The organism is Marinobacter halotolerans, from assembly GCF_008795985.1.
Lineage (GTDB): Bacteria > Pseudomonadota > Gammaproteobacteria > Pseudomonadales > Oleiphilaceae > Marinobacter > Marinobacter halotolerans.
In genome coordinates, this window is sequence record NZ_VMHP01000002.1 from 923,982 (window position 1) to 948,710 (window position 24,729).

Sequence of the window (24,729 nt, forward strand, 5' to 3'; positions counted from 1 at the left end):
CTAAAGCTCCACTCCGAAGGCTCGGGCGACCCGCAGTGCGCTGCAAACGCCGTCCTCATGGAAACCGTTGAACCAGTAGGCGCCGCAGAAATGGCTGCGGTTCTGGCCGCCAATCTCGTCATATCGGTTCTGCGCCGCAACGCCCTCAAGGCTGAACACCGGATGCGCATATTCGAAGCGCTTGATGATCTTTGCCGGGTCAATATCGTGTGCGCGGTTAAGCGTGACGCAGAAGGTTTCCGGCGCATCGTGAAAATTCTGCAGAATATTCATGTTGTAGGTGACGGAAACCGGCTCGGTGCTGTGCCCGGGTATAAAGTAGTTCCAGGCGGCCCAGGCGCGACGGTTGGAGGGCAGTACCGAGCTGTCGGTATGCAGCACAACGTCATTATTCTGGAAGGGGATGGCCCCCAGAATACTGGTTTCCGCGGTGGTCGGGTCTTTGATCATTTTCAGCGCCTGGTCGCTATGGCAGGCGAATACGACCTGGTCGAAGCGCTGCTGCTCGCCATTTACCTCAACCGTCACCCCCTCCGCATCGCGTGTGACGGCCGACACCGGGCTGTTCAGATGCGTGCGCTCGCCCAGCCGGTCCATCATCGCCCGTACGTAGGTAGCCGAGCCGCCGGAGATTACCCGCCAGGTGGGGCGATCATCCACTGAAAGCATGCCGTGATTGTTGAAAAACTGCAGGAAAAAGCGGATGGGGAACTGTTCCAGCACAATTTCCGGCGCAGACCAGATAGCAGCGCCCATGGGTACGATGTAATAGTTCCGGAAATACCGTGAATAGCCGTTGCGGTTGAGGTATTCGCCCAGGGTTTCTTCATCGTTGATGGCGCCGGAGGCCAGATCTTCCCGGGATTCGTTATTGAACCGCAGGATCTCGCGAATCATTTTCAGAAAGGGAAGGTTCAGTACGTTGGAGCGCTGGGCGAACAGGGTGTTCAGGCTGGTTCCGTTGTACTGAAGGCCCGAGGAATGGCAGTCAACGCTGAAGCTCATATCACTCACTTCCGAGGCAACCCCCAGACGATCCATCAGCTTCATGAAATTGGGATAGGTCCAGTCATTGAACACGATAAACCCTGTGTTCACAGGCCATTCCTTGCCACCGGTTTCTACCATTTCAGTGTTGGTGTGGCCACCGGCGTAGTCGCCCGCTTCGAACAGTTCGACGTCATGATGTTCCGCCAGCAGCCAGGCAGTTGTGAGACCAGAAACGCCTGCACCAATGACGGCGATTCGCTGGCGGGAGTTGCTCATTCAATATTCCTTGAAAAATTTGCTTATAAAGTCTGTTAAGTACGGTCTGATTAGTTCTGCTGACGGCTCATGCTTGCGGACATGCGGTCGATCAGCCCCTGGGGCAGGGCTCCCAGAATTTTCAGGCTCCAGGTAAATCGCTTCGGAAAGGCAATTTCCCGCTTTCCCTTCTGAAGTCCCTTGACAATACGGTCCGCTGCATCCTCCGCAGACACCAGAAATGGCATGGGGAAGTCGTTCTGGTCGGTCAGCGGTGTTTTTACGAACCCGGGCGATACGACCACGACATCAATACCTTCAGCCGCCAGATCCGCACGCAGCGCGTGGGCAAAATAAGTCAGCGCCGCCTTGGAAGCGCCATAACCCTCGGCGCGCCCAAACGGGAACCACCAGGCTGAAGAACTCACGATCACCAGCGTGGCCTTCTTGCCTTTCTTCACCGTGCGACGAAGGGCGGGCAGGGCAATATCCAGGCTGCGGGCTGTTCCCACTACGTTGGTGGTGACGTTTTTCTCAATAACCTCACTGTCGTACTGACTGATGTCCAGGTACTCGCAGGTGCCGGCGTTCAGCACTGCCATATCCAGATCGCCATTGGCTTCCAGTAAGCCTGCAATAGAAGCCAGTTCCTCGCGATTGGTGGTGTCGGCGCGGGCAGTGGTCACCCGTTCTCCGCCGAAGGTCTTCAGCTCATCCAGTGCTTCCTGCCGGCGCCCGGTCACAATCAGGTGATGGCCCTGTTGCAGCATGGCTTTGGTCACGGCCTCACCGATACCCGAACTGGCGCCGGTGATCCAGATGTTAGAAGGTGTCTGCAAGTGTTGATTCATCCCGCCTGGCTCCTTATCCAGCGAATGGCTTTACCCAGTACCGGAAGGTTTTCATACAGCAGTTGTCCAACGTCGAAGTAGTCCCGGTGACTGGTCACTTTCCCGTTGGAAATCTTGAGCTGGCTGATACCGTCCACGTTCACCTGGTGTCCGTTGCGAATGCGCTTGTGGCGCAGGCGCATGATCCAGGGAATGCACACGTCACGGCCGTTGATCACCGGCTCACCGAAATCGAAATGACAGGAAATCACGTTGGCGTAGGCACCGGAAAAGTACTCCACCAGTTCGTCGATTCCCTCTACAGCAGAGAACGGATCCCTGAACATGACGTCGTGGCTGTATACATCGCGAATGTCACGGATATTGCCAGCGGACAGGTTGTTGAACAGCTGCTTGAACTTTTTGAGCGCGTCAGTAACCGAAGCGCTACCTTTACTCATTTCAATGACTGAGGCAGTGCTCATTTTGACTTCCTCCTGGTCCTGTCGAGTTGGCGGGTTTCTTCCTGAATGTGTTCGGGAATCGGTTTCATGTCCCAGATAATCCCCAGTTTGGACAGGACCCACAATCCATACCAGGTCATGTCGATTTCATACCACCGGAATCCCTGCCGGACCGACTGGGGCCAGCGGTGGTGGTTGTTGTGCCAGCCTTCTCCCAGTGTAATCAAGGCAAGCCAGCCATTGTTGCGGCTGTCGTCCGGAGTTTCGAACCGGCGCTTGCCCCAGACGTGGGACAGGGAGTTAATCGATACTGTTGCATGGAAAAGCACAACCGTAGAGATAAAGAAGCCCCACACCAACAACTGCAGCCCGTTAGTGCCCAGGTGCGGCGCTGTGGCCGCAAGAAGCTCGCCCAGACCGTAAATACCCAAGGCGGCAGCGGTGGGAACCAGTGAGTCAAACCGGTTAAGGAACTTGAGTTCCGGAAAGCGCATCCAGTCTTTCACCCGGCGTTCGTCCATGGCGAATCCGGCGTCACAAGTGAACCAGCCCACATGGGACCACCAGAAACCTCCCTGGTGCGGCGAGTGCAGGTCTTCTTCGCGATCAGAATGCTGGTGGTGGTGACGGTGATGGGCCGCCCACCAGAGCGGGCCGCGCTGGGCTGCACTTGCCCCGAGCAGCCCGAACAGAAACTGTGCTACGCGGCTGGTCTTGAACGTTTTGTGGGCAAAATAGCGATGGTAGAAGCCGGTAATCGCGAACATCCGGATAACGAAGAAGCCGGCCGCAAAAGCAATGGCAAAGGCGCTTGTTCCGGTTACCAGAACCAGCAGGCAGGCAAGGTGTAATGCGATAAAAGGAAGAACTCGGATAACGTTGAACGATCGTGATTCGGTGTCCAGGTGATCCGAACCTGCGGCCGAATCGAACCACCTCAGAATGTTTGTCAGCCAGTTTTGCACTCGGGTCATACCCTGCTTGCCTTTTGTTTCATGGTTTAAACTATAACGCGCCCATTCATACGTTTATTCACCCGCTTCTGGATGCATCCTGAATGATGATTAACAATTCTCAGTCTTCCCCAAATTTACGTTCTATCGCGGTCATCGGTTCAGGGCTTGCGGGGCTTACCTCCGCACTTTTGCTCCAGGAACAGGGGCATCAGGTCACCGTTTTTGAAAAAAGTCGGGGCCCCGGCGGACGCCTGGCGGCCAAGCGGGTTGACGGTGGCTCCGCCGATATTGGCGCTCAGTATTTCACAATACGTAACCCGGCGTTTTATCAGTTTCTGGATGAACATGCCGGAACCGATGCTTATGCACCCTGGCAGGGACGTTTCGGGTATCAGACCGCGCCGGGGCAGTGGGAGCCGTTTCCGGATGAGACTCGCTACGTCGGCGTACCCAGAATGACCGCCATTACCCGGGCCCTGTCTGCAAAGACTGATATGGTTGCCCAGACCCGGATTGCCAGGCTGGAAAGCGATGAAAACAAGACTTGGGTACTGGTATCCACCGAGGACGAACGCTTCGGGCCTTTTGACGCTGTCATCGTCACCGCACCTCCGGCCCAGGCACAGGACCTGCTTGCCGACAGCAAGCTGGTTGACCTGGCGGCGGAGCTGGATGAGCCGGTTCGCCATGTGCAGCCGTGCTGGTCCGTGGCCGTACACTTTTCCCGGCCACCGTTCGAAAGCTATGAGGGAATGCGGGTAAAGAGCGACCTTCTCAGCTGGGTGGGCAACAATTCCAGCAAGCCGGGCAGGGATGACGCCGGACAATGGTGGGTACTCCACGCGTCCTCCGACTGGTCCCGGGCCAATGTCGACAGGCCGGCGGAACAGGTGGCCGGTGACATGATTCGCGAATTTCAGTCTGTCACCGGCTCCCGACAGGAGCCGGATAACGTGGTCACTCATCGCTGGCTGTATGCAAAATCCTCTGACACCGATACGCCGGGCCACCGCTGGTTTGCGGACCAGCGAATCGGACTGGCAGGAGACTGGCTCAGTGGCGGCCGCGTTGAGGGTGCATTTAATAGTGCCAGCGGCCTGGTCGATGCCATGGGCAATATTTCCGGTTAGCGGTCCCTGGTGGATGCAGGTGGTGTGTAGAAATGGGTGATGGTGCCGTCCTGAAATTTGCTGAAAAACGCGCTGACCTCGGTAATCTTCTTCAGCGAGCGTGAGCGGTTGATGGGGTCTTTCACGAGCACCTTGATACCGTTGAAGTTGTCCTGAATATTGGAAAAGCGCGCCCGCATCGAGCAGGTCACCACCTCGTCGGGGTCCAGCGCCAGTTGGGATGCCAGCCAGCGACTGTGATCTTCGATCCCCTGGGCGGTAAGGTCCTCTCTCGTGTCGAGGTGGTTGAGCTTAACCCGGTCGACAATACAGCGGGAAAAACTGCGGGGGTGGTTGCGGGAGACTTTCCGGAAGGCCTCCCAGAAAAAGCTGTCTGTCAGGTCGGCAAAATGCCGCATATCGCTGAGGCAGGTATCAACCCAGGCGAACATGTCTGGGTCGTCCAGCACTTCATTGATTGCCTCGCGCAGCAGCCAGTCAAAACCGAGCGCCGTTTTGTGGGCGTAGACCTTGCGGTACATCTGGTGACGGCTATAAACGAAATCTTCAAGCGCCCCAAGGCCCTTCTGGGTAATGGCCAGTCCCAACCAGGGCTCCCGCACGTCCCAGCCGAACCGCAGGTTGCTGAGCAGGTGGTCCAGATTGAAGCCACCAATCGTCACGGAGGAATGAAACCCGTCCCTTAGCATGTAATCCGCCCGATCCGCATCGATTTCACCGGAGACAATGGATGAAAGCAGATCCATTACCAGTCGCGGCGTGTCGGATTTGCTGAGAACGCCGGATTCTGCATCCTCGCCGGCAATAAAGTGCCAGAAGGTGCGGGCGTGCTGACAGAAGGTTTCGCTGGGCTGGACGTCGGTGGTTTCCATTATCCCGATGACGTCCCGGGCATCCAGGCCGGCTTCTGCCATGGATACCGCCGACAGAACGTCGTGGGCCACCCGCACGGAATAGTGCTCATGCTCCAGTTCGTGGGGCTTTTCGCTGTGATAGACGGTGTAGTCCGCATCTTTCCAGAGCTCTTCAAAACGCTCGGGCCGGGCCATCAGCTCGTGGATGCGTCGGGCCTGGGTGAACTGGTGGGAGAAACTGGAATGCCCGCTGTCATGCAGCAAGCAGCCGAGGCGGATGATTTTGGCAAGATAATCAATCGCATCCAACTGATTCATGCTGAGATCGTTCTGATCACTGAGTTTGCGCTCGCGCAGGTAGGCGTCAATCATTGAGCGAAACATCCGTGTTCCAACGTACATAACACCGATGCTGTGCAGAAAACGGGAGTGGGTGGCGCCGGGGAATACCAGGCTCAGGATGTCGTTCTGGCAGATATTGCGCAGGCGCTGGAACAGCGGGTGGTCAATCACCTGGATTTCGTGCCGGTAAAGAGGAATACCGCCATGGACGGGGTCCATGATCAGTTTATCGTAGGCACCGAGCAGGTCATTGACTGCACTTCGCATGGATCTGTTCCTCCAAATTCGGTAAAGATGGCTTGTTATATCACAGGGGCATGCCAGAATAGATGACGGATGGCCGAATTTCCTTTTACCGCTGGCAGTTTAGGGCACAACCATGACATCGCGCACCGAGCGCATTCTGATCATCGACTCAGACGAAAATGCCCGTTCAGAGCTTGGCCGTTACCTGAGCGCCCGGGGCTTCTACGTTTACGATTCCCCGGACCTGGCCTCCGCTCGCTCTCTGTTTGATCGCGACACCCCGGATATCATCTTTGCCGACCTGTCCCCCGCGGCTATATCGGAGCTGGTCGGCCGCCTGGATGATGCAGGTATCTTTGCGCCTATTGTTGCTGTTTCGGCCACCCACCGAGCCGCCGATATTGTAGAAGCACTGAGGGCGGGCGCCGCCGATGTGGCGCTCAAGCCCTGCGCCGACGACAAGGGCGCCCTGGATGATGTGATCGGCAAGCTGTTTGACCGGGTTCGCGTTAACCGGCTCAATCATCTTTACCGTCAGGAGCTGGAAGAGGCCAACCGCGACTTGCGCGACGGTATTGCCGAGCTCCGCGCCGACCAGAATGCCGGACGCAAGGTCCAGCTCAAGATGCTGCCTGACCACGAACAGGTCATTTCAGGCCTTAGCGTCGACCACCTTATCAAACCCTCGCTCTATCTGAGCGGCGATTTTCTCGACTATTTCCCGTTATCCGACGACAAAGTCCTGGTTTACATCGCCGACGTATCCGGCCATGGCGCCAGTTCAGCCTTCGTGACTGTTCTGCTGAAAAACCTGACCAACCGGCTGCAACGCAACCTGCGCCGCGGGTCCAGCAGTGACATTCTGCACCCGAATCAGTTCCTGGATCGTATCAATACCGAACTGCTGGATACCGGGCTGGGCAAGCACGTTACGGTATTCGTGGGCATTATCTCGGTTTCCGAGCGAGCGCTGCGCTACTCGGTCGGTGCGCATTTCCCGATGCCGATCCTGTCTTTCGTGAGCGGCGAGACACGGTTTCTCGAGGGCAGCGGGTTGCCGGTGGGGCTTTTTGAAGATCCCCAATGGGAAGTTTACGAGGTTCCGTTGCACGAACCTTTCAATCTGATTCTGTTTTCAGACGGAATTCTGGAAGTTATCCGGGAGAAGAGCCTGGATGAAAAGGAGCGGCAGCTACTTGAAGTCGTATCTGGAGGCCGTCACACTATTGGGGCATTAAGCGATGCTCTGAATCTGGAAGAGATCACAGAGTTACCTGACGATATTGCTATCGTATCGGTGACGGACTCGAAGTCCGTTATCAATGGGCCGACGTCGACATAGTGGCAGTGAACTCAATGGCTGGTTATAAAATCCTGCAGGCGGAACAACAGGGCATTTATGTCCTCAAGTTTATTGGAGAAATCCGGCTAAACCTCTGTTCAACGCTGGACAATCTTGTTGAGTCCATCACTCAGGACCCGGACTTCAAAACCGTAGTGGTTGATGTTACCGAAACCGACATCATCGACAGCACCACGCTCGGTCTGCTTGCAAAGATCGCCATGGCCGCCAAGAAGCGCAGCCAGTTCCTACCCACACTGATCTCCACCAATCCGGACATCACCCGTATCGCCATCTCCATGGGCTTTGACAAGATTTTTATTATTGTGAAAGAGCCCGCCTCCCGCATTGAAGAGCTTGAAGAAATCCCCGTGCTCAAGGCGAGTGAACAGGAAGTCCGCGACAAGGTCCTTGAAGCCCATCGTGTGCTGATGGGCATGAACAGCCGCAACCGGGAAGAATTCAAGAACCTGGTGCGCGCCCTGGAATGCGAAGAGCCCGGCTAAAGCCCGGGCCATACCCCATTGAAGGGATAGATTATGTCTCAAAACACTGATGCCCAACCGCAGAGGCCCGGGGCCAGCGGTCAGCATGTGGCTGTACTGGGTGGCGGCAGCTTTGGTACGGCCATGGCCAAGGTTCTTGCAGAGAACGGCCACACCGTCCATTTCTGGATGCGTGATCAGGCGCAGGCCGACCAGATCCGGGAAACCGGCTACAACACCCGCTATATGCCGGATGTAAAGCTTGAGGGCGATATCCGGCCTACCATACATCTGCCGGAAGCCGTGGCGAATGCCGGCACGGTTCTGGTTGCGATTCCCAGTAAGGCATTCCGTGCTGTGATCCGCGAGAACAGCGCCGCCTTCCGGGACGGTCAGATTGTGGTCAGCCTGACCAAGGGTATCGAAGAACACGGCTTCAAGCTGATGAGCGAAATACTGGTGGAAGAAATTCCCCGCTGCCGGATTGGCGTGCTCGGGGGCCCTAATCTCGCCGGCGAAATTGTCAGCCGTGACCTTACCGCCACCACCATTGCCGCAAAAGATCCGGATGTGCGCCGGGAACTCCAGTTGCTGCTTGGCTGTGAGTATTTCCGGGTGTACGCCAATGTCGACGTTTACGGCGTGGAGCTGGCGGGCGCGCTGAAGAACATCTATGCCATCATTGCCGGCCTGGCCTCGGCTCGTGGTCTTGGCGAGAACGCCAAAGCGATGCTCATTACCCGCGGCCTTGCGGAGATGAGCCGGTTTGCCGTCAGCCTGGGAGCAAACCCGATGACCTTTATGGGGCTGGCCGGGGTGGGAGACCTGATCGTTACCTGTACTTCCTCCAAAAGCCGGAACTTCCGGATTGGTTATGCTCTGGGTGAGGGCAAGGATCTGGATGACGCCGTGGCGGAACTGGGGCAGGTGGCAGAAGGCATCTATACGCTGAAACTGGTGAAACAGAAATCCGAGGCAATCGGTATCTACATGCCGCTGGTTCGCGGCCTGCACGAGATCATGTATGAGGGCGCCTCAATCAATGCGGTGATTAACAGCCTGATGATGTCGGTCCAGAATTCCGACGTGGAATTTATCTTGCCCAGAACGATATCCCAGTGAACGGCATCGGAATTGGGAGGTTATCGTGCAACTGATCATTATGCGACACGGCGAGGCAGGTTATCACTCCCTCGATCGTCAGCGGGAGCTGACCGAATATGGCCGGCAGGCGGTGGCCGAAGTTGCAGCACAGATTGCCGAATCGCCATGGCGGCCCAGAACGCTCTGGTGCAGCCCCCTGGTCAGGGCGCGCCAGACTGCGGCCATCGCCTCCGAAATACTGAACTGTCCGGTCTACGAAAAAGAGTTCATTACCCCTGATGACGACCCCGGCAAATGCCTGGATGCAGTGCTGGAGTCGTCGGAATCCAAATTGATGATTGTGTCCCACATGCCGCTTGTGGGCAGCCTGGCTACGCTTTTTGTTGACGGACACCGACAGGGCATACCGTTGATGACCGCCCAGGCTATTGTGCTGGATATGCCGGTAGCGGGCCCAGGCTGCGCCGATCTGAAAGCGCAGTTCCTGCCGTAAAACAGTCAGGTTACCTCATGCTGCAACCAAACAGGGCTGATATCTATGAGTCAGAAACCAGACGCCATTGCGAAGCAGATTGAGTCTGTCGCCGGTAAAAAGGCAAAGCCGCCGCTGGACAAATGGCACCCGGAACTGTCCGGTGATATCGATATTGTGGTTAATCGCAAGGGGCAGTGGCTCTATCGAGGCAAACCCATGGCTCGCGAAGCGATTGTCCGGCTGTTCTCTACCATTTTGCGTCGGGAAGAAGACGGCCATTACTACCTGGTCACGCCGGTGGAGAAGTGGCGCATCGAGGTAGAAGACGCTCCGCTACTGGCTCACAGCCTGAAGGTTGAAGGTGAGGGCAGGGAGCGTGCCCTGTCGGTGACCACCAGTGTTGGTGAAGAACTTCCCATTGACGAGCAACATCCGCTCTCCGTCGGCACCTATCCCGGGACGGACGAGCCGCGGCCGGTGATACTTCTGCCCCATGGCCTGGAGGCCAGGCTGGTGACGTCGGCCTATTACGAGCTGGCCGATCTGGTGGCTGCCGATAATCCGGATCCGGACGATCCCATGGGGGTCTGGAGTCATGGAAATTTCTATCGAATTGCCTGAAACGGTTGAAAACATCAGCCCCGACCCCACTATTTCACGGTAGAAAACGCAGCATGACACTTGTTAGACTGTATTTTCACACTTGTTACCGAGCCTGGCTCTCTAACGAGGCCCGGTGGTCGTAAGTTGCTCTGTGCAGTCTGGCTGTTCATGATTACTTTCGATTACCCACTCATTCATTAAACAGTCATTGCGACACGCAAGGAGATCACATGGCCCAACCACGTGTTGTCACCATCCATTACACGCTTACAAACGATCAGGGAGAAGAGCTGGACTCCTCCCGTGTAGAAGGTCGCGAGCCTCTGTCTTATCTGGAAGGTGCGCAAAACATCATCGGTGGACTGGAAAACGCCCTGAACGAGAAAGATGCTGGCGATCAGGTGAAAGTTTCTGTCGAGCCGGGCGAAGGCTACGGCGAAGTCAACGAAGAGCTGATTCAGCCTGTTCCGCTGACTGCATTTGAAGGCGTCGATACCATCGAGCCGGGCATGCAGTTCCAGGCACAGACTCCGGGCGGCCCTCAGGTCGTTCGTGTAGTAGAAGTTGGCGATGAAACCGTCACTATCGATGCCAACCATCCGCTGGCGGGCCAGACTCTGCACTTCGACGTAGAAGTTGTGGAAGCTCGCGAAGCAACGGATGAAGAGCAGGAGCATGGTCACGCTCACTAACTGAGTAGCGACGACCTTAGCAGGCGTAGCATTTTGCTGCGCCTGGCTTTATTCCCCTCCCGATTTATCCCGATGAGCAGCCGGCTCATTCGTCTCTGCGGTCGTTCCGGCGTGCTCCGTTTCGGCTTGTTTCATTAGACTCATCCCACCTTCTAACAGCAGTGATTTGAGTCTCGGGTCTGACTGTTCCACGACGCCTGCCGCAAATGCCGTCAAAGCCGCTTCGAGAGGATTTTCTCGAATCAGGTCGCGAAGCACGTCGATCCCAGACCGTGACGTTTCGCTGGCTTTCTCGCCCGACTTGCCCCGGCGAACCGGACGCGTAAGCCGCTGAAAAACGATCGCGAGTAAAAGCAGGCAGATAAAACCCGCCAGTGCCATGGCTCCCGCTTCGCCAAGAAAGGGCGACATGGCGATGAGGGAGGCCTGAACAAGAAGGTAGAAGCCGGTGATAAGTAGGGCGGTCAGCAAGACCATCGACAGCACCACGCCTATGATGGCAGCCGCAGCCTTGCGTAACGCACCCTGAATCTGTGCTGAATCAAGCATGATCAGCGATCAAACATCTTGCCTACGAGTATGCCCGCCAGAAACATAATGACGATACTCAGGAAGGGTCGCTCTTCAATCCGGTGTTCGACATCATGGACGGCCTTATCTCCGGCATCTCTTGCACGGTGCAGGGCTTCGTCGCCTTTCTGTCTGACCTGGTCAAAAGCTTCACGGCTTTCACGACGGATTTCATCCCGAAGACTGCTGATATTGCTCTTCTGGCTTTCCGAAACGGTCTTGGTTAATTTGGACAGATCTTCGCGTAGAGCTTGCAAATCCCGCTTGACCTGTTCGTAGTCGTCCTGGGTAGTTTTGGCTTCCATAGCGTGCCTCCTTAAACAACAAAGTGTTTGTTAATTTGGCGTTTCCAAGCATCACACTTTGTACCCGTCACTGCTTATTCAGATCAGCAATCCATCAACGAGTACAATAAAAACCCTAGCACAGAAAAAGGGGGCCTGCATGCATCTTGCCAGGCCCCCTTTAGCAATCTGACGGCCCTTTTTCGGACCGTTATCTGTATGTTGGTTACATGTTCGGGTAGTTGGGGCCACCGCCACCTTCCGGCGTTACCCAGTTGATGTTCTGGGCCGGATCCTTGATGTCACAGGTTTTGCAGTGGACACAGTTTTGGGCGTTGATCTGGAATTTCAGACCACTGCCATCGTCCTTTTCAACCACCTCATACACCCCGGCAGGGCAATAGCGCTGAGCCGGTTCGTTGTACTTGGGGAGGTTCTCCTCAAGCGGAATCGTCGGATTGGTCAGCTTAAGGTGAACTGGCTGGTCTTCCTCGTGGTTGGTGTTGGAAATAAACACCGAGGACAGCTTGTCAAAGGTCAGCTTGTTATCCGGTTTTGGATAGTCGATCTTTTTGGCCTGATCGGCCTGTTTCAGGGTTGCGTAGTCTGGCACCGTGTCGTGAAAAGTGAACGGCAGGGTTCTGTGCAGGATGTTCTGCTCGAAGAACGCGATGGCGCCACCAACAAAGTTACCGAACTTGTGCATGCCCGGGCTGAAGTTACGCTCGTTGAACAGCTCCTTGTAAAGCCAGCTGTCCTTGAAACGCTCCTCAAAACTGGTGATTTCTTCACCGGCCTTGCCTTCCTTCAGCGCTTCGAACACCGCTTCAGCGCCCAGAATGCCGGACTTCATGGCGGTGTGGGAGCCCTTGATCTTGGAGCTGTTCAGGGTGCCCGCATCGCAACCCAGCAGCAGGCCACCGGGGAAGCTCATCTTCGGCAGGGAATTGAAGCCGCCCTTGGTAATGGCGCGGGCGCCGTAGGAGACCCGCTTTCCGCCTTCCAGGTGCTTGCTGATTTCCGGGTGCAGTTTCAGCCGCTGGAATTCATCGAACGGGCTCAGGTGCGGGTTACTGTAGGACAGGTCCGTGATCAGCCCGACATAGACTTGGCCGTTTTCCAGGTGATACAGGAACGAACCACCGGTGGAGCCGGATTCGTTCAGCGGCCAGCCTGTGGTGTGGATGACCAGGCCCGGCTCGTGTTTGGCCGGGTCAATGTCCCACAGCTCCTTGATGCCGATGCCATAGTGTTGCGGATCCTTGCCTTCATCCAGCTTGAAATCATTGATGAGGCGCTTGCCCAGGTGACCGCGACAGCCTTCAGTGAACAGGGTGTACTTGGCGCGCAGTTCCATGCCAGGCATGTAGCCGTCTTTCTCGGAACCGTCGCGGGCCAAGCCCATATCGCCGGTAATGATGCCTTTAACCTGGCCGTCTTCGATAATGGTTTCGGATGCGGCGAAGCCGGGATACACCTCAACGCCGAGTTCCTCGGCCTGCTCGGCCAGCCAGCGGCACAGGTTGCCAAGGCTAATAATATAGTTGCCGTGGTTGTGCATGTTTTTGGGAACAAACGCGTTGGGGATCTTGCTGGCGTTTTTCTGGTTTTTCAAAAGGAAAATGTCGTCGCGGGTAACCGGCGTATTCAGCGGTGCCCCTTTTTCTTTCCAGTCCGGGAAGAGTTCATTGAGGGCCGTTGGCTCAAATACCGTGCCGGCCAGAATGTGGGCGCCGATCTCGGAACCTTTTTCTACCACACAAACCGTCAACTCCTGTTCGGACTCCTGGGCCATCTGCATGATGCGACAGGCTGCCGAAAGGCCCGCAGGCCCACCGCCGACGATCAGAACATCAAATTCCATCGATTCGCGTTCCACGTTGGTCTCCTCAAACATTTCTATTTATGGGTGCCTTTCGACACTTTCCTGATCGTGTGCCATCAGTTTCCTGAGGCTTTTTGCTGAGCCGTATGATAGCGATTTATGGCTCTATAAACGACCGCTTCTGCCTGAAAGTGCCCGATTCGTTTCAATCAGAGGATACCGCAAAACAGAAATCAAACAAACGTTTGTTTGAAATTTGGTCCGGGCTTTGGCATTGTTCGTACAGCAGGGTACATCAAGGTTGTTCTATTGACCCCACTGACCTTTGTGGGCAGTATTATGTCGCCCTGACAGACAGCAGCCCTGCGCATTGAAGCTGTCCTCAAACGTAAACTCATTGTAGAAGAACGAGGAATCTATGAAGGTTCTGGTCGCCGTAAAACGAGTTATTGATTACAACGTAAAGGTGCGCGTCAAGCCGGACAACACCGGTGTGGACCTTGCCAACGTCAAAATGGCAATGAACCCATTCTGTGAAATCGCGGTTGAAGAAGCGGTTCGTCTGAAAGAGAAGGGCGTTGCCAGTGAAATCGTCGTGGTTACCATCGGCCCCAAGGCTGCCCAGGAGCAGATCCGTACTGCACTGGCCCTCGGTGCAGACCGTGGCATTCACATCGAGACCGATGAGGAAGTCCAGTCTCTGGAAGCAGCCAAGCTGCTGAAGAGCGTTGTCGAGAAAGAAGAGCCCAAGCTGGTTATTCTTGGCAAGCAGTCCATCGATTCTGACAACAACCAGACTGGCCAGATGCTGGCAGCACTGACCGGAATGGGCCAGGGCACCTTCGCATCCGAAGTGGTTATTGAAGGGGAGAAAGTTCAGGTAACCCGTGAAATCGACGGCGGCCTGATGACGGTTGGCCTGAGCCTGCCTGCGGTTGTTACTACCGACCTTCGCCTCAACGAGCCGCGCTATGCTTCTCTGCCGAACATTATGAAGGCGAAGAAGAAGCCTCTGGACACCATGTCACCGGCTGATCTTGGCGTTGAGATTACATCGCGTCTGTCCACCCTGAAGGTTGAGGCTCCGGCTTCCCGTCAGGCGGGTATCAAGGTAGCGGATGTAGCTGAGCTGGTCGACAAACTGAAGAACGAAGCGAAGGTGATCTAAATGAGCATCCTTGTATTTGCTGATCATGATAACAGCAGCCTGAAGCAGTCCACGCTCAACGTGGTTGCCGCTGCTAAAGCCATCGGTGGCGATATCGACATTCTGGTTGCCGGTGAAAACTGTGGTTCCGTAGGCGAAGCTGCGGCACAGGCCGAAGGCGTGAACAAGGTTCTGGTTGCGGATAATGCCGCTTACGGTCACTCACTGGCAGAAAACCTGTCAGAGCTGGTGGCAGAAGTTGGCAAGGGTTACAGCCACATTCTAGCCTCCGCAGGCACCACCGGTAAGGATTTCATGCCGCGTGTTGCAGCATTGCTGGACGTTGCCCAGGTGTCGGACATCATGCGCGTTGAGTCCGAGGACACATTCGTGCGTCCGATCTACGCGGGTAACGCCATCGCGACCGTGAAAGCGACTGACAGCATCAAGGTCATCACGGTTCGTCCCACCGCCTTTGATCCGGTTGCTGCTGAAGGCGGATCCGCGTCTGTTGAAGCACTGGACGTTGTGAAGGATGCAGGCCTGTCCGAGTTCGTCAGTGAAGAGCTTGCCAAGTCCGACCGTCCTGACCTGTCCAGCGCCGACATCGTCATTTCCGGTGGCCGCGGCATGCAGAACGGTGACAACTTCAAGATGCTGGAAAGCGTTGCCGACCAACTGGGTGCCGCCATCGGCGCTTCCCGTGCGGCGGTTGATGCCGGTTTCGTACCGAACGATATGCAGGTCGGCCAGACCGGTAAGATCGTTGCACCGCAGCTGTACATCGCGGTGGGCATTTCCGGTGCTATCCAGCACCTGGCAGGTATGGGCGATTCCAAAGTGATCGCAGCCATCAACAAGGACGAAGAGGCGCCGATTTTTCAGGTAGCTGATTACGGCCTGGTTGCTGACCTGTTCGAAGCTGTACCACAGCTGGAAGAAGAACTGAAAAAGGTTCTTTGACCATCGGCGATTGAAAAAGGCACCTTAGGGTGCCTTTTTTATTGCCTGGCTCTTATTGCCGTGGCGGTCTGTCGCGATCTTTTGACCGGCGGGCGGTCAAACGTTTTTCTTTGCGGCTGATGAACAGAGTATCGGCAATCAGATGAATCGCTTTATTGGTCGTCTGGGCCGCTTTGTATATCTGGGCGCTGGTATTGTTGTGGGTTTCCCGGGCACGTCGGGCACTTTCACGGAATTCTTCGTCGGTGGAAAAGTGGTCGATCAGGCTGAAGGTTGTGGCGGCAATCGCCTTGTGCATTTTTTCCACGGCTGAAGTGCCCTGTTTCACCGTGTCTTCAAGCAATCGGGCCCGGTTGCGGGTTTCCAGCAGCTCCATGCGACTTTTCTGGATATGACTGTTGGCCGAACGCTGGGCCGCGCGCAAGCTTATCAGGACCCGGCGGTTACGGAGGTGTATCGAGAAGGCGACCGCCAGAAAACAGGTGGTGACCAGGATTAGAACAGTGCTGGTAATGAGCAGGGCGTTCATAAAGCTCCTAGCGATAGTCTAGTTGCATGGTGACTTGAATATCCCGTTCTTCCAGCTCTTTCTGTAATTCCTTCATAACCTCCTGATACACAAGCCTTGTTACCATCACCGGTAGTCGGTCTGCAAGCACTCTGGCAGAACGGGATTCCCGGCGGGCGACGGCAATCGGATCAACAACCTGAAGCGTAAGTACCAGCTGCGGTTCCCGGGTATCATCTGGCCCATGGCTCTCTTGCAAGGCGTCCTGGATAAGGGCTTTCTGCATGCGGACCTGCCAGAATAGCCAGGCGCTGATCAGGGTGAGAATTATGCTCAACGTGAGCAGCAGGGTGGTCAATGTAAAACCTCCATTGGTGATCGTGTGTTAGTGCTATGTTTAAGCAGTGTGCGCGATTGTACAGGCGAAACGATTGGCCGCTGCGACGTCTGAAATCAACTTACAGGGAAATATAGAGAAGGAAAATGACATGATCTGGTTAAAAGCATTCATCAGCGGCTTACTCGCCACACTTATTTTCCACCAGGGCCTTTTTGCGGTGTTCTATATGGCCGGTATGGTGCCATCCGCCCCGTTTAACCTCACACCGGTTCCGCCACTGGGGGTGCCTGCGGTGCTTTCCCTGGCATTTTTTGGCGGTCTCTGGGGCATGGTTCTTTGGCTTTTACTGGGCCGGCTGAAGGGTCTGGTGTTCTGGCTGGGTAATGTGATTGCCGGTGCAATCGGACCAACGGTTGTTGCTATGCTGGTGGTGTTTCCCATGAAAGGGCTGGAAGTGACCGCCCAGACCTGGACCGGCGGCCTGGTATTGAACGGGTTCTGGGGCTTGGGTGTTGCGCTGTTTATGGTGCTGATGGGCGCAAAAGCCGCACAAAAGGCCTGAAAAACTGACGAATTACGCTAACAGGATGAAAAATGAGCGATAAAACGGACACAAACTACGACATAGTGGTATTCGGAGCGACCAGCTTTGTCGGCCAGATTCTGACTGACTATCTGCTGAAAACCTACGGTACCGATAAGGAACTGAAATGGGCCATTGCGGGCCGTTCGCAGAACAAACTGAATGCCCTCAAGGCGGATCTGGGCAAGGCCGCAACAAAACTGCCCGTGATCGTTGCAGATGCCGCTGATGAGACTGCCCTCAAGGAGATGTGCGACCAGACCCGTGTGGTTATTTCCACCGTCGGACCCTACGCCTTGTTTGGCGAGCCGCTGGTGAAAGTCTGCGCGGAATCCGGTACCGATTATTGTGACCTTACCGGCGAAGTCCAATGGATTCGCAGGATGGTCGACAAGTACGAGGACGCCGCCAAGGCCTCCGGTGCTCGCATCGTTCACAGCTGCGGTTTTGATTCCATTCCGTCCGACATGGGCGTGTGGTTCCTGCAACAGCAGGCTGAGCAGACATTTGGCGCGCCCTGTCGCGACGTTCGCATGCGCGTGAAAGCGGCCAAAGGTGAGTTTTCCGGCGGCACCGTGGCCAGTCTGGTCAACGCCGTGAAAGAGGCCGCTGCAGATCCAGCGTTGCGCAAAGAGATGGCCAATCCTTTTTCAATCTGTCCGAAGGGCCATCGCTCCGAAACCCGCCAGCCCAATCTTAAAGGGGCTGCTTATGATAGTGAGCTGGGCGTCTGGCTGGCACCCTTTGTGATGAGTGCGATCAATAACCGTATCGTTCATCGCTCCAATGCATTGCAGGATGCCCGTTATGGCAAGGAATTCACCTACGATGAAGCCATGATCGTTGGCCGTGGCCTCCAAGGCCGTCTGACGGCCTACGGCGTCACCGCTGCACTCGGTGGTTTCGTGACTGCATCGGCATTTAAACCATCCCGCTGGTTGGTCGAGAAGTTCGTTCCCAAACCCGGTGAGGGCCCGAGCCCCGAAGCCCAGGAAAATGGCTATTACGACCTGCGTTTTGTTGGCAAAACCGAGGACGGCAAAACCATTAAGACCAAAGTGGTGGGCGATCGTGACCCGGGCTATGGCTCTACCAGCAAGATGTTGGGCGAGGCCGGTATGTGCCTGGCGTTCGATGTGGCCGACGCGCCTGGTGGCATTTGGACACCCGCCTCCCTGCTGGACGGCAAGCTGTTCGACCGCCTGACCAGCAAGGCCGGGCTGAAGTTCGAGCTTCTGGAAACCAGCTAGACGTTCAGATGGATCACGCGGTCGGTGCCCGGAAGGGCGTCCGGCCCGTGAGCCAGGCTGATAAAGGTTCTGCCTTCCAGAATCGCCTTCATCCGCTCTGAGATCCGGGCCCTTGTATCAACATCAAGGCCGGTGAAGGGCTCGTCCAGCATAACCACCGGCGCCGGATTCAGCAGTACCCGCGCCAGCGCCACACGCCGTGCTTCTCCTCCGGACAGCCGGCTGCCTCCGCTTCCAAGCCAGGTATCAAGCTGGTCCGCTTCCGAGTGAAATCGCTCCGCCAGTTCCATTTGTTGCAACATGCTCCACAGCTCCGTATCTGTGGCCATGGGCGCGCCCAGCAATAGATTGGCCCTTAACGTGTCCTCGAACAGGACGGTTTTTTGTGTCAAATACACCAGACCCCGGCACGCAACACGGCCATGCTGTGGAAGCAGCCCGGCAAGGGTATCCGCCAGCGATGATTTGCCGCTGCCGGAATGGCCAACAATACCGATATGTTCGCCGTCCTCAATCTCAATGTTGAAATGGGTAAACAGCGGTGCATGGCCGGGGTGTCTAACGGTCAGATTATCTGCCCGAAGGGCGACGCCGGGGAGCAGGTTAAAGGGCTCGCCGGTATCAAGTGGCTGCTGAGGCTGGCAATCCCGGTTGAGTCGCCGTGCGGAGGCCAGTGTAGACCCCAGCTTGCCGAAGGCGTCCGGCAACATGCCGTAGATTTCCGCCAGGCCCAGCAGGGTAATGGGCAAAAGTACCAGCACCGGCCCAGAAAGGCTGCCGGCCTGGTAAAGCGCAAACCCCGCCCAGAGGACGAACACCGCAGAAAGATTCACCAGGCAGTGGGTGGCGGCCAGATGCCAGCCAACACGGACATCAGCCCGGGCCTGTTCGGAAGCGAGCTGACGGGCCTGACGCATCAGCCGTGCTTCATGTTTGCCGGACCGGCCGGCGGCAGTGAGTTCTGCAAAGCCCTCAATGTGCTCGACAACGGAGTTTCGCAGCGCGTCCTGTTGGTCACTGTGTCGGCCGGCGATATGGCGGGTCCGAAGGTAGACGCCTATGGAGGCAACCACCAGCGCTGAAAGCAGGATCAAACCGGACAGCAGAGCGGTAAGCGTATTAGACAGTACAGCCACCAAACCCACTACCAGCAGCGTCACGAAGGCAGCAAGGGCAGTCGGGGCGATCAGCCGAAGATAGAGCGTATCCAGGGCGTCGACGTCGCTGGTCAGCCGCGACAGCCACTGGGCGCCGGTCAGCCCGCCGCGGTGGCTGCGGCCTGAGACCGCTAACGCCTGGAACAATGCCACGCGGATATCGGTCAGCAGGCGCATTACGGTGTCGTGGTTGTATACCCGCTCCAGATAACGGAAGACCGTACGGGAGACCGCAAAGAAACGGATGGCGCCGCCGGGAACATACAGGTTAATGGTGGCGGCAATGCCGGCGGCCAGCAGCAGACCCACCAGCGCCGTTTTGGTGATGAACCAGCCAGACACCGCAAGCAGGGCAATGCCGGAGAGCAGGGTAGCCAGTATCAGGAACCCGCCGGTCACCAGCCGCCGGGGGCGTTTGAAGACAAGTTGCAGCCAGGGCTTCAGTTCACGCATCCCGCACCTCGCCACCGGATACCAGCAGCACGCGGTTGGCCAGCGTCAGCAGGGCGTGATGATGGGTGGAGAAAACCAGGGTTTTGCCGGCCATGGCCAGTTTGTGCAGGGCTTCCAGCACGAACACCTCGCTGTCGCTGTCCAGCCCCGCGGTGGGTTCATCCAGCAGAATCAGGTCGTAGTCGGCCAGAAAGATCCGGGCCAGGCTCAGGCGCCGTGCCTGGCCGCCGGAAAGCCCCTGTCCGTCTTCTGATACCGGGCTGTGAATACCGGCCTTGCGGCTATCCAGCAGCGGCCCCAGGCCAACGTTGCGAAGGGCCGTTGCAATGGCGATATCCGAGGCATCCGGCGTGGTCAGCCTAAGGTTGTCGGCCCATGTGCCCTGAACCAGAAAACCTTTCTGGCCCAGCCAGCCAAAGCGGAAGCTGCCGGGCGCCTGACCGAACAGATGCATGGTGCCGCTGTCTGGCTTCATGAACCCTGCCAGCAGATGCAGCAGGGTGGATTTGCCGCCCCCGGAGGGCCCTGTCAGGGCAATGACCTCGCCTTGGCGGACGACCAGGTTTAGTTCTCGTAAAAGCGTCTGTTCTGCCCGGAAAGACTTGCTGAGGGATTTAAGTTCAATGACGTCGGAATTGGTTACATTGGCAGGTGCTTCAGGGAGAGGGTCGCTTTCCGTCGGGGTATTCAGCCGCTCCAGGATCTCTGCACTGGCGCCCATGGCCGCCGCCCGGTCATGGTAATGCTGGGAGAGAGTGCGTAGCGGCTGGAAGAATTCCGGCGCCAGCAAAAGGATTAATAGACCGGAAAAAAGCGTCAGCTTATCGGACGGGCCATAGCTGATATAACCCAGCAGGCCGAACCCGATGTAGATGGCAATCACGGCAATGGCCACCGAGGCAAAAAACTCCAGAACCGCCGAAGACAGAAACGCGACCCGCAGGGTTTTCATGGTGATACGCCGGTAATAGTCCGAGCGCTGGCGAATAAGCTCGGCAGCGCCTGTCGTCTGGCCAAACAGCTGCAGGGTTGTCAGCCCGCGCACCTTGTCCAGAAACTGGCCGGACAGGCGGCTGATGGTTTCAAAATGCTGCTGGTTCAGCTTCTCCGCGCCCATGCCCACCAGCGCCATAAACAATGGAATCAGTGGTGCTGACAGCACCAGGAAGACGCCCGCCAGCCAGTCCAGCCAGAACACCAGCGCCAGAATCATCAGGGGCAGGATCACCGACAGGGCCATCTGGGGCAGGAAGCGGGAAAAGTACCCGTGCAACGCGTCCACATGATCAATCCATTCCCGCGCCAGCGTGCCCGCAGAGGACTGCCCCAACGCGACCGGCCCGGTGGCCTGCCAGTGCCGGTGAATCTGTCGCCGGGCTTGGCGTCTTACCTGTTCACTGCAGCGGGCGGCAAACCGTGTCTGATAGCCCTGGCCGATAGCGCGCGCGAGGATGGCCAGAACCAGCCCAATGAAGATCGGGCCAAGCTCGCTAACGGCACCCTCGTCAATCACACCCCGATGAACAATCCATGCCAGCAGAACCATCTGGGTGATAGTGGCAACGCCCGCGACTGTGCCCGCCGTTACCGTCGCCCAAATCCAGCGCCGGTTGCCGCGGGCCAGTTCCGCAAGCCAGTGCTTTACCGCCTGCGGCTCCGACACCTAGTGGTAACCCTCGCCAGCACGGACCTTGCCGCGAAAGACCCAGTAGGTCCAGGCGGTATAGCCAAGAATGACCGGAAGAACGAATATCAGGCCAATTAAAAGAAAGAGCTGCGATTCCGGTGCCGAAGCAGCATCCCAAAGCGTATAGTCCGGCGGCACTACATAGGGCCAGCGGCTGACCACGAGCCCAAGATAGGTTGAGACGAACAAGCCCATGGTCGCCACAAAGGGCAAGCCTTCGAGCCGTTTACGTACAGATCGGAAAATCAGAAAGGCAAATCCGAGAGAGAACGCTGGCAGAACCCAGATAACGGTCAGATTTGAAAACCAGCGCTCACGGACCATCTCGTCTACAAAGGGGGTCCAAACGCTGATAACTGCAAATACAGCCAGAACTGCCATCAACAGCGGCACTGTGATGCGGTACGCCCATTCCTGAAGCTGGCCCTCAGTTTTCATGATCAACCATGTTGCCCCCAGTAGTGCATAGCCTGCCAGAAGCCCCATGGCGGTCAGCAGACTAAACGGGGTAAGCCAATCAAGCGCATCGCCCACGAACACGCCATTGGCGGTTTCAAATCCCTCGATATAGGCGCCGACAACTGCGCCCTGAGCCAGTGCTGCAACGGTGGAGCCGCCTGCAAACGACCAGTTCCACAGATACCGGGATCTATTCGCCTTGAACCTGAACTCAAAGGCCACACCCCGGAAAATAAGCCCTGCCAAAAGAAGAAATACCCCAAGATAGAGCGCGGGAAGCAGGATAGAGTAAACCAGCGGAAATGCAGCCAGTAATCCTGCACCGCCAAGCACTAACCAGGTCTCGTTGCCGTCCCAGACCGGCGCAACTGTGTTCATCATGATGTCTCTGCTTTCTTCATTCGGGGCAAAGGGAAACAGGATTCCCACTCCCAGATCAAAGCCATCCATCAGGACATACATGATGACGCCAAAACCGATGATGAATGCCCATATTAAAGGCAGGGTTAACTGCTCCATGACGACGGGCCTCCCTGATGAGTCGATTTGGTGTTACCGGTGCCGGCTGTGTCGAACTCGAAAGGTACATCGGCAGCCGAGAAAGGCCGACTCGGCCGTTTCGTGTCCCTTTCTCCGGATTCCTCGTGGTCTTCTAGGCCTACGTACAGCACCCGCATCAGATAATAGAGCCCCGCGGAGAAAACCAGGGCATAAACCAGCACATAGCCGATCAGGGTAAACAGGGCCATGCTGCCTGTCAGTGATGGGGTGAGGCCCTCGGCGTGAGTCATCATGCCGTAGACCAACCAGGGTGCACGGCCAATTTCCGTTACAAACCAGCCGGCAAGCACAGCGATAAAGGGCGTTATGCTCATTAACCGCAAACCCTGCAGGAACCAGTTGGTACGCCAGTATCGGCCGCCCGGGCGAAGAAGCAGACCTGCCACTGCAAACGCAATCATCAGAAGCCCGAGGCCGACCATCACCCGGAATGACCAGAACACAATGGACACCGGTGGCTGCTGGTCAACGGCTACTTCCTCAAGGCCTGGCACTTCACCATCCCATTCATGGGTAAGAATCAGGCTGGCCAGACCAGGTATTCCGACTTCAAAGTGATTCGTCTGATTTTCCTGATCAGGAATGGCGAAAAGTAACAACGGCACCTGGCGCGACGTCTCCCAGTTGCCTTCCATTGCTGCGACTTTCATGGGCTGATGCTGCAGCGTATTCAGCCCATGAAAGTCACCTATAACGGCCTGGGCAGGCGCGATTAGCAGAAGGAACCACAGGCAGATAGACAAGGCTTTTCGATTAGCCTCCACTTCCCGGCCTCTTAGCAAGTACCAGGCACTGACGCCGGCGACCACAAAGCTGCCGGTGAGAAAAGACGCCACGCCCATATGAAGAAACCGATAGGGAAAGGAGGGGTTGAAAATCGCCTCGGCCCAGGAGGTCACCTGGAAAACGCCGTCCCGCAGATCAACGCCGGCCGGGGTATGCATCCAACTGTTTGCGGAGAGAATCCAGAAGGTTGAAATGATCGTGCCCAAGGCGACCATCATGGCGGAAAACATGTGAATGCCAGGAGGCACCTTGTCACGCCCAAACAGCAATACGCCCAGAAAGGCTGCTTCCAGAAAAAACGCAGTGAGCACCTCGTAGCTCAAAACCGGACCAAGAAAGTTGGCCGAGGCCTGGGCAAAGTTGCTCCAGTTGGTGCCGAACTGGAACGACATCACAATGCCGGAGACCACGCCCATGCCGAAAACCACCGCAAACACTTTGGTCCAGAAAGTGGAGAGTTTGATCCATACGGGGTTCTTGGTCATAAACCCCAGCGTTTCCAGCGTGGCAATAAAGCAGGCGAGACCAATGGTAAATACGGGAAAAATAGCGTGAAAACTTACTACGAAGGCAAACTGTATCCGTGAGAGTATAAGGGGGTCGAGTTCCAATTGAGTCCCTCCCAAAACATTCAGGTCAAATCAAAGAAACGACAGGCCGTAATGCAGAGCCGACTTAATATTGAAAAAAGCATAGGTAAGAAAATGAGTTTTTACGAGGATCGCATACTCCCCCATCTCATAGATCGGGCCTGTTCCATGGGCCAGATCATGAAGCTTCGAAGCCAGGTTGTACCCCATGCGAAGGGCAGGGTGCTAGAAGTGGGCATGGGCTCGGCCATCAACATGGAATTCTACAACCCGGATCAGGTCGACATGGTCTACGGCCTGGAACCTTCGGATGGTATGCGGCGGAAAGCCAAACCCAATCTCGCCCGATCCCCGATTAAAGTGGAATGGCTGGACCTGCCGGGGGAGCAGATTCCGCTGGATGACAATTCTGTGGATACCGTTCTGCTGACCTTCACCCTTTGCACCATCCCGGACTGGAGCGCGGCCCTGGAGCAAATGGCGCGGGTACTCAAACCCGGCGGCGAACTGCTGTTTCTTGAGCATGGTGAATCCCCCGACCAGAGCATCCGCAAATGGCAGAATCGCATCACCCCTGGCTGGAAAAAGCTCGCTGGCGGCTGCCACCTTAACCGCAACATAGCGGAACTGATCCGCCAGGCCGGTTTTCAAATTCTGGAACTGGAGAATCTGTACGTCCCCAAAGCCCCGAAAATCGCCGGCTACATTTATAAAGGACGAGCCGTAAAGTCTGCCTGACTGCCGCGAATACCTGTCCGGATCTCAATTGCGTTACAGAGCAGGGCCTTATACAATCCT

Annotated in this window: 26 protein-coding genes; 12 read left to right on the top strand and 14 right to left on the bottom strand. The window is 56.4% G+C overall.

Translation table 11 applies throughout. The annotated features are described in order from the left end of the window. The 4 genes from FPL19_RS14580 to FPL19_RS14595 are packed head-to-tail and all read right to left on the bottom strand — an operon-like array spanning position 1 to position 3,513. On the bottom strand, positions 1 to 1,266 hold the full coding sequence (locus FPL19_RS14580; protein ID WP_150913454.1) for an NAD(P)/FAD-dependent oxidoreductase: 1,266 nt from the start codon (positions 1,264 to 1,266) through the stop codon (positions 1 to 3). Positions 1,267 to 1,316: 50 nt separating this feature from the next. Beyond that, positions 1,317 to 2,096: an SDR family NAD(P)-dependent oxidoreductase gene (locus tag FPL19_RS14585; protein WP_150913456.1), complete on the bottom strand. Its 780-nt coding sequence runs from the start codon at positions 2,094 to 2,096 to the stop codon at positions 1,317 to 1,319. Continuing rightward, the gene (locus FPL19_RS14590; RefSeq protein WP_150913458.1) at positions 2,093 to 2,560 is read right to left on the bottom strand and encodes a nuclear transport factor 2 family protein; all 468 of its coding nucleotides are present in this window, start codon (positions 2,558 to 2,560) and stop codon (positions 2,093 to 2,095) included. The genes FPL19_RS14585 and FPL19_RS14590 overlap by 4 nt, the downstream gene beginning before the upstream one ends. After that, complete coding sequence (locus tag FPL19_RS14595) at positions 2,557 to 3,513, bottom strand: acyl-CoA desaturase (protein ID WP_150913460.1); 957 nt, start codon at positions 3,511 to 3,513, stop codon at positions 2,557 to 2,559. The genes FPL19_RS14590 and FPL19_RS14595 overlap by 4 nt, the downstream gene beginning before the upstream one ends. Before the next feature lie 83 nt (positions 3,514 to 3,596). Here FPL19_RS14595 and FPL19_RS14600 point away from each other — a divergent pair, with 83 nt between their 5' ends. Then, positions 3,597 to 4,625: an NAD(P)/FAD-dependent oxidoreductase gene (locus FPL19_RS14600; protein ID WP_318527391.1), complete on the top strand. Its 1,029-nt coding sequence runs from the start codon at positions 3,597 to 3,599 to the stop codon at positions 4,623 to 4,625. Here FPL19_RS14600 and FPL19_RS14605 read toward each other — a convergent pair. Beyond that, positions 4,622 to 6,088, bottom strand: a complete 1,467-nt coding sequence (locus FPL19_RS14605) for an HD domain-containing protein (protein ID WP_150913462.1) — start codon at positions 6,086 to 6,088, stop codon at positions 4,622 to 4,624. The two genes, FPL19_RS14600 and FPL19_RS14605, sit on opposite strands and share 4 nt — an antisense overlap. Positions 6,089 to 6,200: 112 nt before the next feature. On the opposite strand from FPL19_RS14605, the gene FPL19_RS14610 reads away from it, so the two are divergent. The 6 genes from FPL19_RS14610 (at position 6,201) to FPL19_RS14635 (ending at position 10,768) form a co-directional block, all read left to right on the top strand. Beyond that, the gene (locus tag FPL19_RS14610; RefSeq protein ID WP_150913464.1) at positions 6,201 to 7,409 is read left to right on the top strand and encodes a PP2C family protein-serine/threonine phosphatase; all 1,209 of its coding nucleotides are present in this window, start codon (positions 6,201 to 6,203) and stop codon (positions 7,407 to 7,409) included. A gap of 14 nt (positions 7,410 to 7,423) precedes the next feature. Then, positions 7,424 to 7,915, top strand: coding sequence for an STAS domain-containing protein (locus tag FPL19_RS14615; RefSeq protein ID WP_150913466.1), 492 nt, complete (start codon positions 7,424 to 7,426; stop codon positions 7,913 to 7,915). A gap of 33 nt (positions 7,916 to 7,948) precedes the next feature. Continuing rightward, positions 7,949 to 9,016, top strand: coding sequence for an NAD(P)H-dependent glycerol-3-phosphate dehydrogenase (locus FPL19_RS14620; protein ID WP_150913468.1), 1,068 nt, complete (start codon positions 7,949 to 7,951; stop codon positions 9,014 to 9,016). Positions 9,017 to 9,041: 25 nt separating this feature from the next. Then, the gene (locus FPL19_RS14625) at positions 9,042 to 9,491 is read left to right on the top strand and encodes a SixA phosphatase family protein (RefSeq protein ID WP_150913470.1); all 450 of its coding nucleotides are present in this window, start codon (positions 9,042 to 9,044) and stop codon (positions 9,489 to 9,491) included. A gap of 45 nt (positions 9,492 to 9,536) precedes the next feature. Next, positions 9,537 to 10,094, top strand: coding sequence for a DUF1285 domain-containing protein (locus FPL19_RS14630; RefSeq protein ID WP_150913478.1), 558 nt, complete (start codon positions 9,537 to 9,539; stop codon positions 10,092 to 10,094). A gap of 212 nt (positions 10,095 to 10,306) precedes the next feature. Continuing rightward, entirely contained in the window at positions 10,307 to 10,768 is a 462-nt protein-coding gene (locus FPL19_RS14635; protein WP_150913480.1) for an FKBP-type peptidyl-prolyl cis-trans isomerase, read from the top strand. Positions 10,769 to 10,816: 48 nt separating this feature from the next. Here FPL19_RS14635 and FPL19_RS14640 read toward each other — a convergent pair whose 3' ends face one another. The 3 genes from FPL19_RS14640 to FPL19_RS14650 form a co-directional block, all read right to left on the bottom strand. Beyond that, the gene (locus FPL19_RS14640; RefSeq protein WP_150913482.1) at positions 10,817 to 11,317 is read right to left on the bottom strand and encodes a hypothetical protein; all 501 of its coding nucleotides are present in this window, start codon (positions 11,315 to 11,317) and stop codon (positions 10,817 to 10,819) included. A 2-nt stretch (positions 11,318 to 11,319) separates the two neighbouring features. Then, entirely contained in the window at positions 11,320 to 11,643 is a 324-nt protein-coding gene (locus FPL19_RS14645) for a DUF883 family protein (protein ID WP_150913484.1), read from the bottom strand. Positions 11,644 to 11,848: 205 nt separating this feature from the next. Then, positions 11,849 to 13,501 (bottom strand): electron transfer flavoprotein-ubiquinone oxidoreductase, encoded by a 1,653-nt coding sequence (locus FPL19_RS14650; RefSeq protein WP_150913486.1) that lies wholly within the window; start codon positions 13,499 to 13,501, stop codon positions 11,849 to 11,851. 364 nt (positions 13,502 to 13,865) lie between these two features. Here FPL19_RS14650 and FPL19_RS14655 point away from each other — a divergent pair, with 364 nt between their 5' ends. Beyond that, on the top strand, positions 13,866 to 14,615 hold the full coding sequence (locus FPL19_RS14655) for an electron transfer flavoprotein subunit beta/FixA family protein (protein WP_150913489.1): 750 nt from the start codon (positions 13,866 to 13,868) through the stop codon (positions 14,613 to 14,615). Further along, complete coding sequence (locus FPL19_RS14660; RefSeq protein WP_150913491.1) at positions 14,616 to 15,557, top strand: electron transfer flavoprotein subunit alpha/FixB family protein; 942 nt, start codon at positions 14,616 to 14,618, stop codon at positions 15,555 to 15,557. A gap of 52 nt (positions 15,558 to 15,609) precedes the next feature. Here FPL19_RS14660 and FPL19_RS14665 read toward each other — a convergent pair whose 3' ends face one another. Then, positions 15,610 to 16,086, bottom strand: coding sequence for a hypothetical protein (locus FPL19_RS14665; protein WP_150913493.1), 477 nt, complete (start codon positions 16,084 to 16,086; stop codon positions 15,610 to 15,612). A 7-nt stretch (positions 16,087 to 16,093) separates the two neighbouring features. Further along, the gene (locus FPL19_RS14670) at positions 16,094 to 16,423 is read right to left on the bottom strand and encodes a hypothetical protein (protein WP_150913495.1); all 330 of its coding nucleotides are present in this window, start codon (positions 16,421 to 16,423) and stop codon (positions 16,094 to 16,096) included. A 130-nt stretch (positions 16,424 to 16,553) separates the two neighbouring features. On the opposite strand from FPL19_RS14670, the gene FPL19_RS14675 reads away from it, so the two are divergent. Together FPL19_RS14675 and FPL19_RS14680 are read left to right on the top strand one after the other, a co-directional pair. After that, entirely contained in the window at positions 16,554 to 16,967 is a 414-nt protein-coding gene (locus FPL19_RS14675; protein ID WP_150913497.1) for a hypothetical protein, read from the top strand. Between the two features lie 32 nt (positions 16,968 to 16,999). Beyond that, positions 17,000 to 18,238: a saccharopine dehydrogenase family protein gene (locus FPL19_RS14680; RefSeq protein ID WP_150913499.1), complete on the top strand. Its 1,239-nt coding sequence runs from the start codon at positions 17,000 to 17,002 to the stop codon at positions 18,236 to 18,238. Here the strand turns inward: FPL19_RS14680 and cydC are convergent. Genes cydC through FPL19_RS14700 form a run of 4 tightly spaced genes read right to left on the bottom strand, consistent with a single transcriptional unit; the run spans position 18,235 to position 23,952 of the window. Further along, a complete protein-coding gene (gene cydC / locus FPL19_RS14685) occupies positions 18,235 to 19,848 on the bottom strand; it encodes a thiol reductant ABC exporter subunit CydC (protein WP_150913501.1) in 1,614 nt (537 codons plus the stop codon). The genes FPL19_RS14680 and cydC overlap by 4 nt on opposite strands. Beyond that, positions 19,841 to 21,511, bottom strand: coding sequence for a thiol reductant ABC exporter subunit CydD (gene cydD / locus FPL19_RS14690; protein WP_150913503.1), 1,671 nt, complete (start codon positions 21,509 to 21,511; stop codon positions 19,841 to 19,843). Before cydD ends, cydC begins: the two co-directional genes overlap by 8 nt. After that, on the bottom strand, positions 21,512 to 22,513 hold the full coding sequence (gene cydB / locus FPL19_RS14695) for a cytochrome d ubiquinol oxidase subunit II (protein ID WP_150913505.1): 1,002 nt from the start codon (positions 22,511 to 22,513) through the stop codon (positions 21,512 to 21,514). It abuts the gene before it with no gap. Further along, positions 22,501 to 23,952, bottom strand: a complete 1,452-nt coding sequence (locus FPL19_RS14700) for a cytochrome ubiquinol oxidase subunit I (protein WP_150913507.1) — start codon at positions 23,950 to 23,952, stop codon at positions 22,501 to 22,503. The genes cydB and FPL19_RS14700 overlap by 13 nt, the downstream gene beginning before the upstream one ends. A gap of 93 nt (positions 23,953 to 24,045) precedes the next feature. Here FPL19_RS14700 and FPL19_RS14705 point away from each other — a divergent pair, with 93 nt between their 5' ends. Then, the gene (locus FPL19_RS14705; protein WP_150913509.1) at positions 24,046 to 24,669 is read left to right on the top strand and encodes a class I SAM-dependent methyltransferase; all 624 of its coding nucleotides are present in this window, start codon (positions 24,046 to 24,048) and stop codon (positions 24,667 to 24,669) included. Positions 24,670 to 24,729 lie beyond the last annotated feature (60 nt).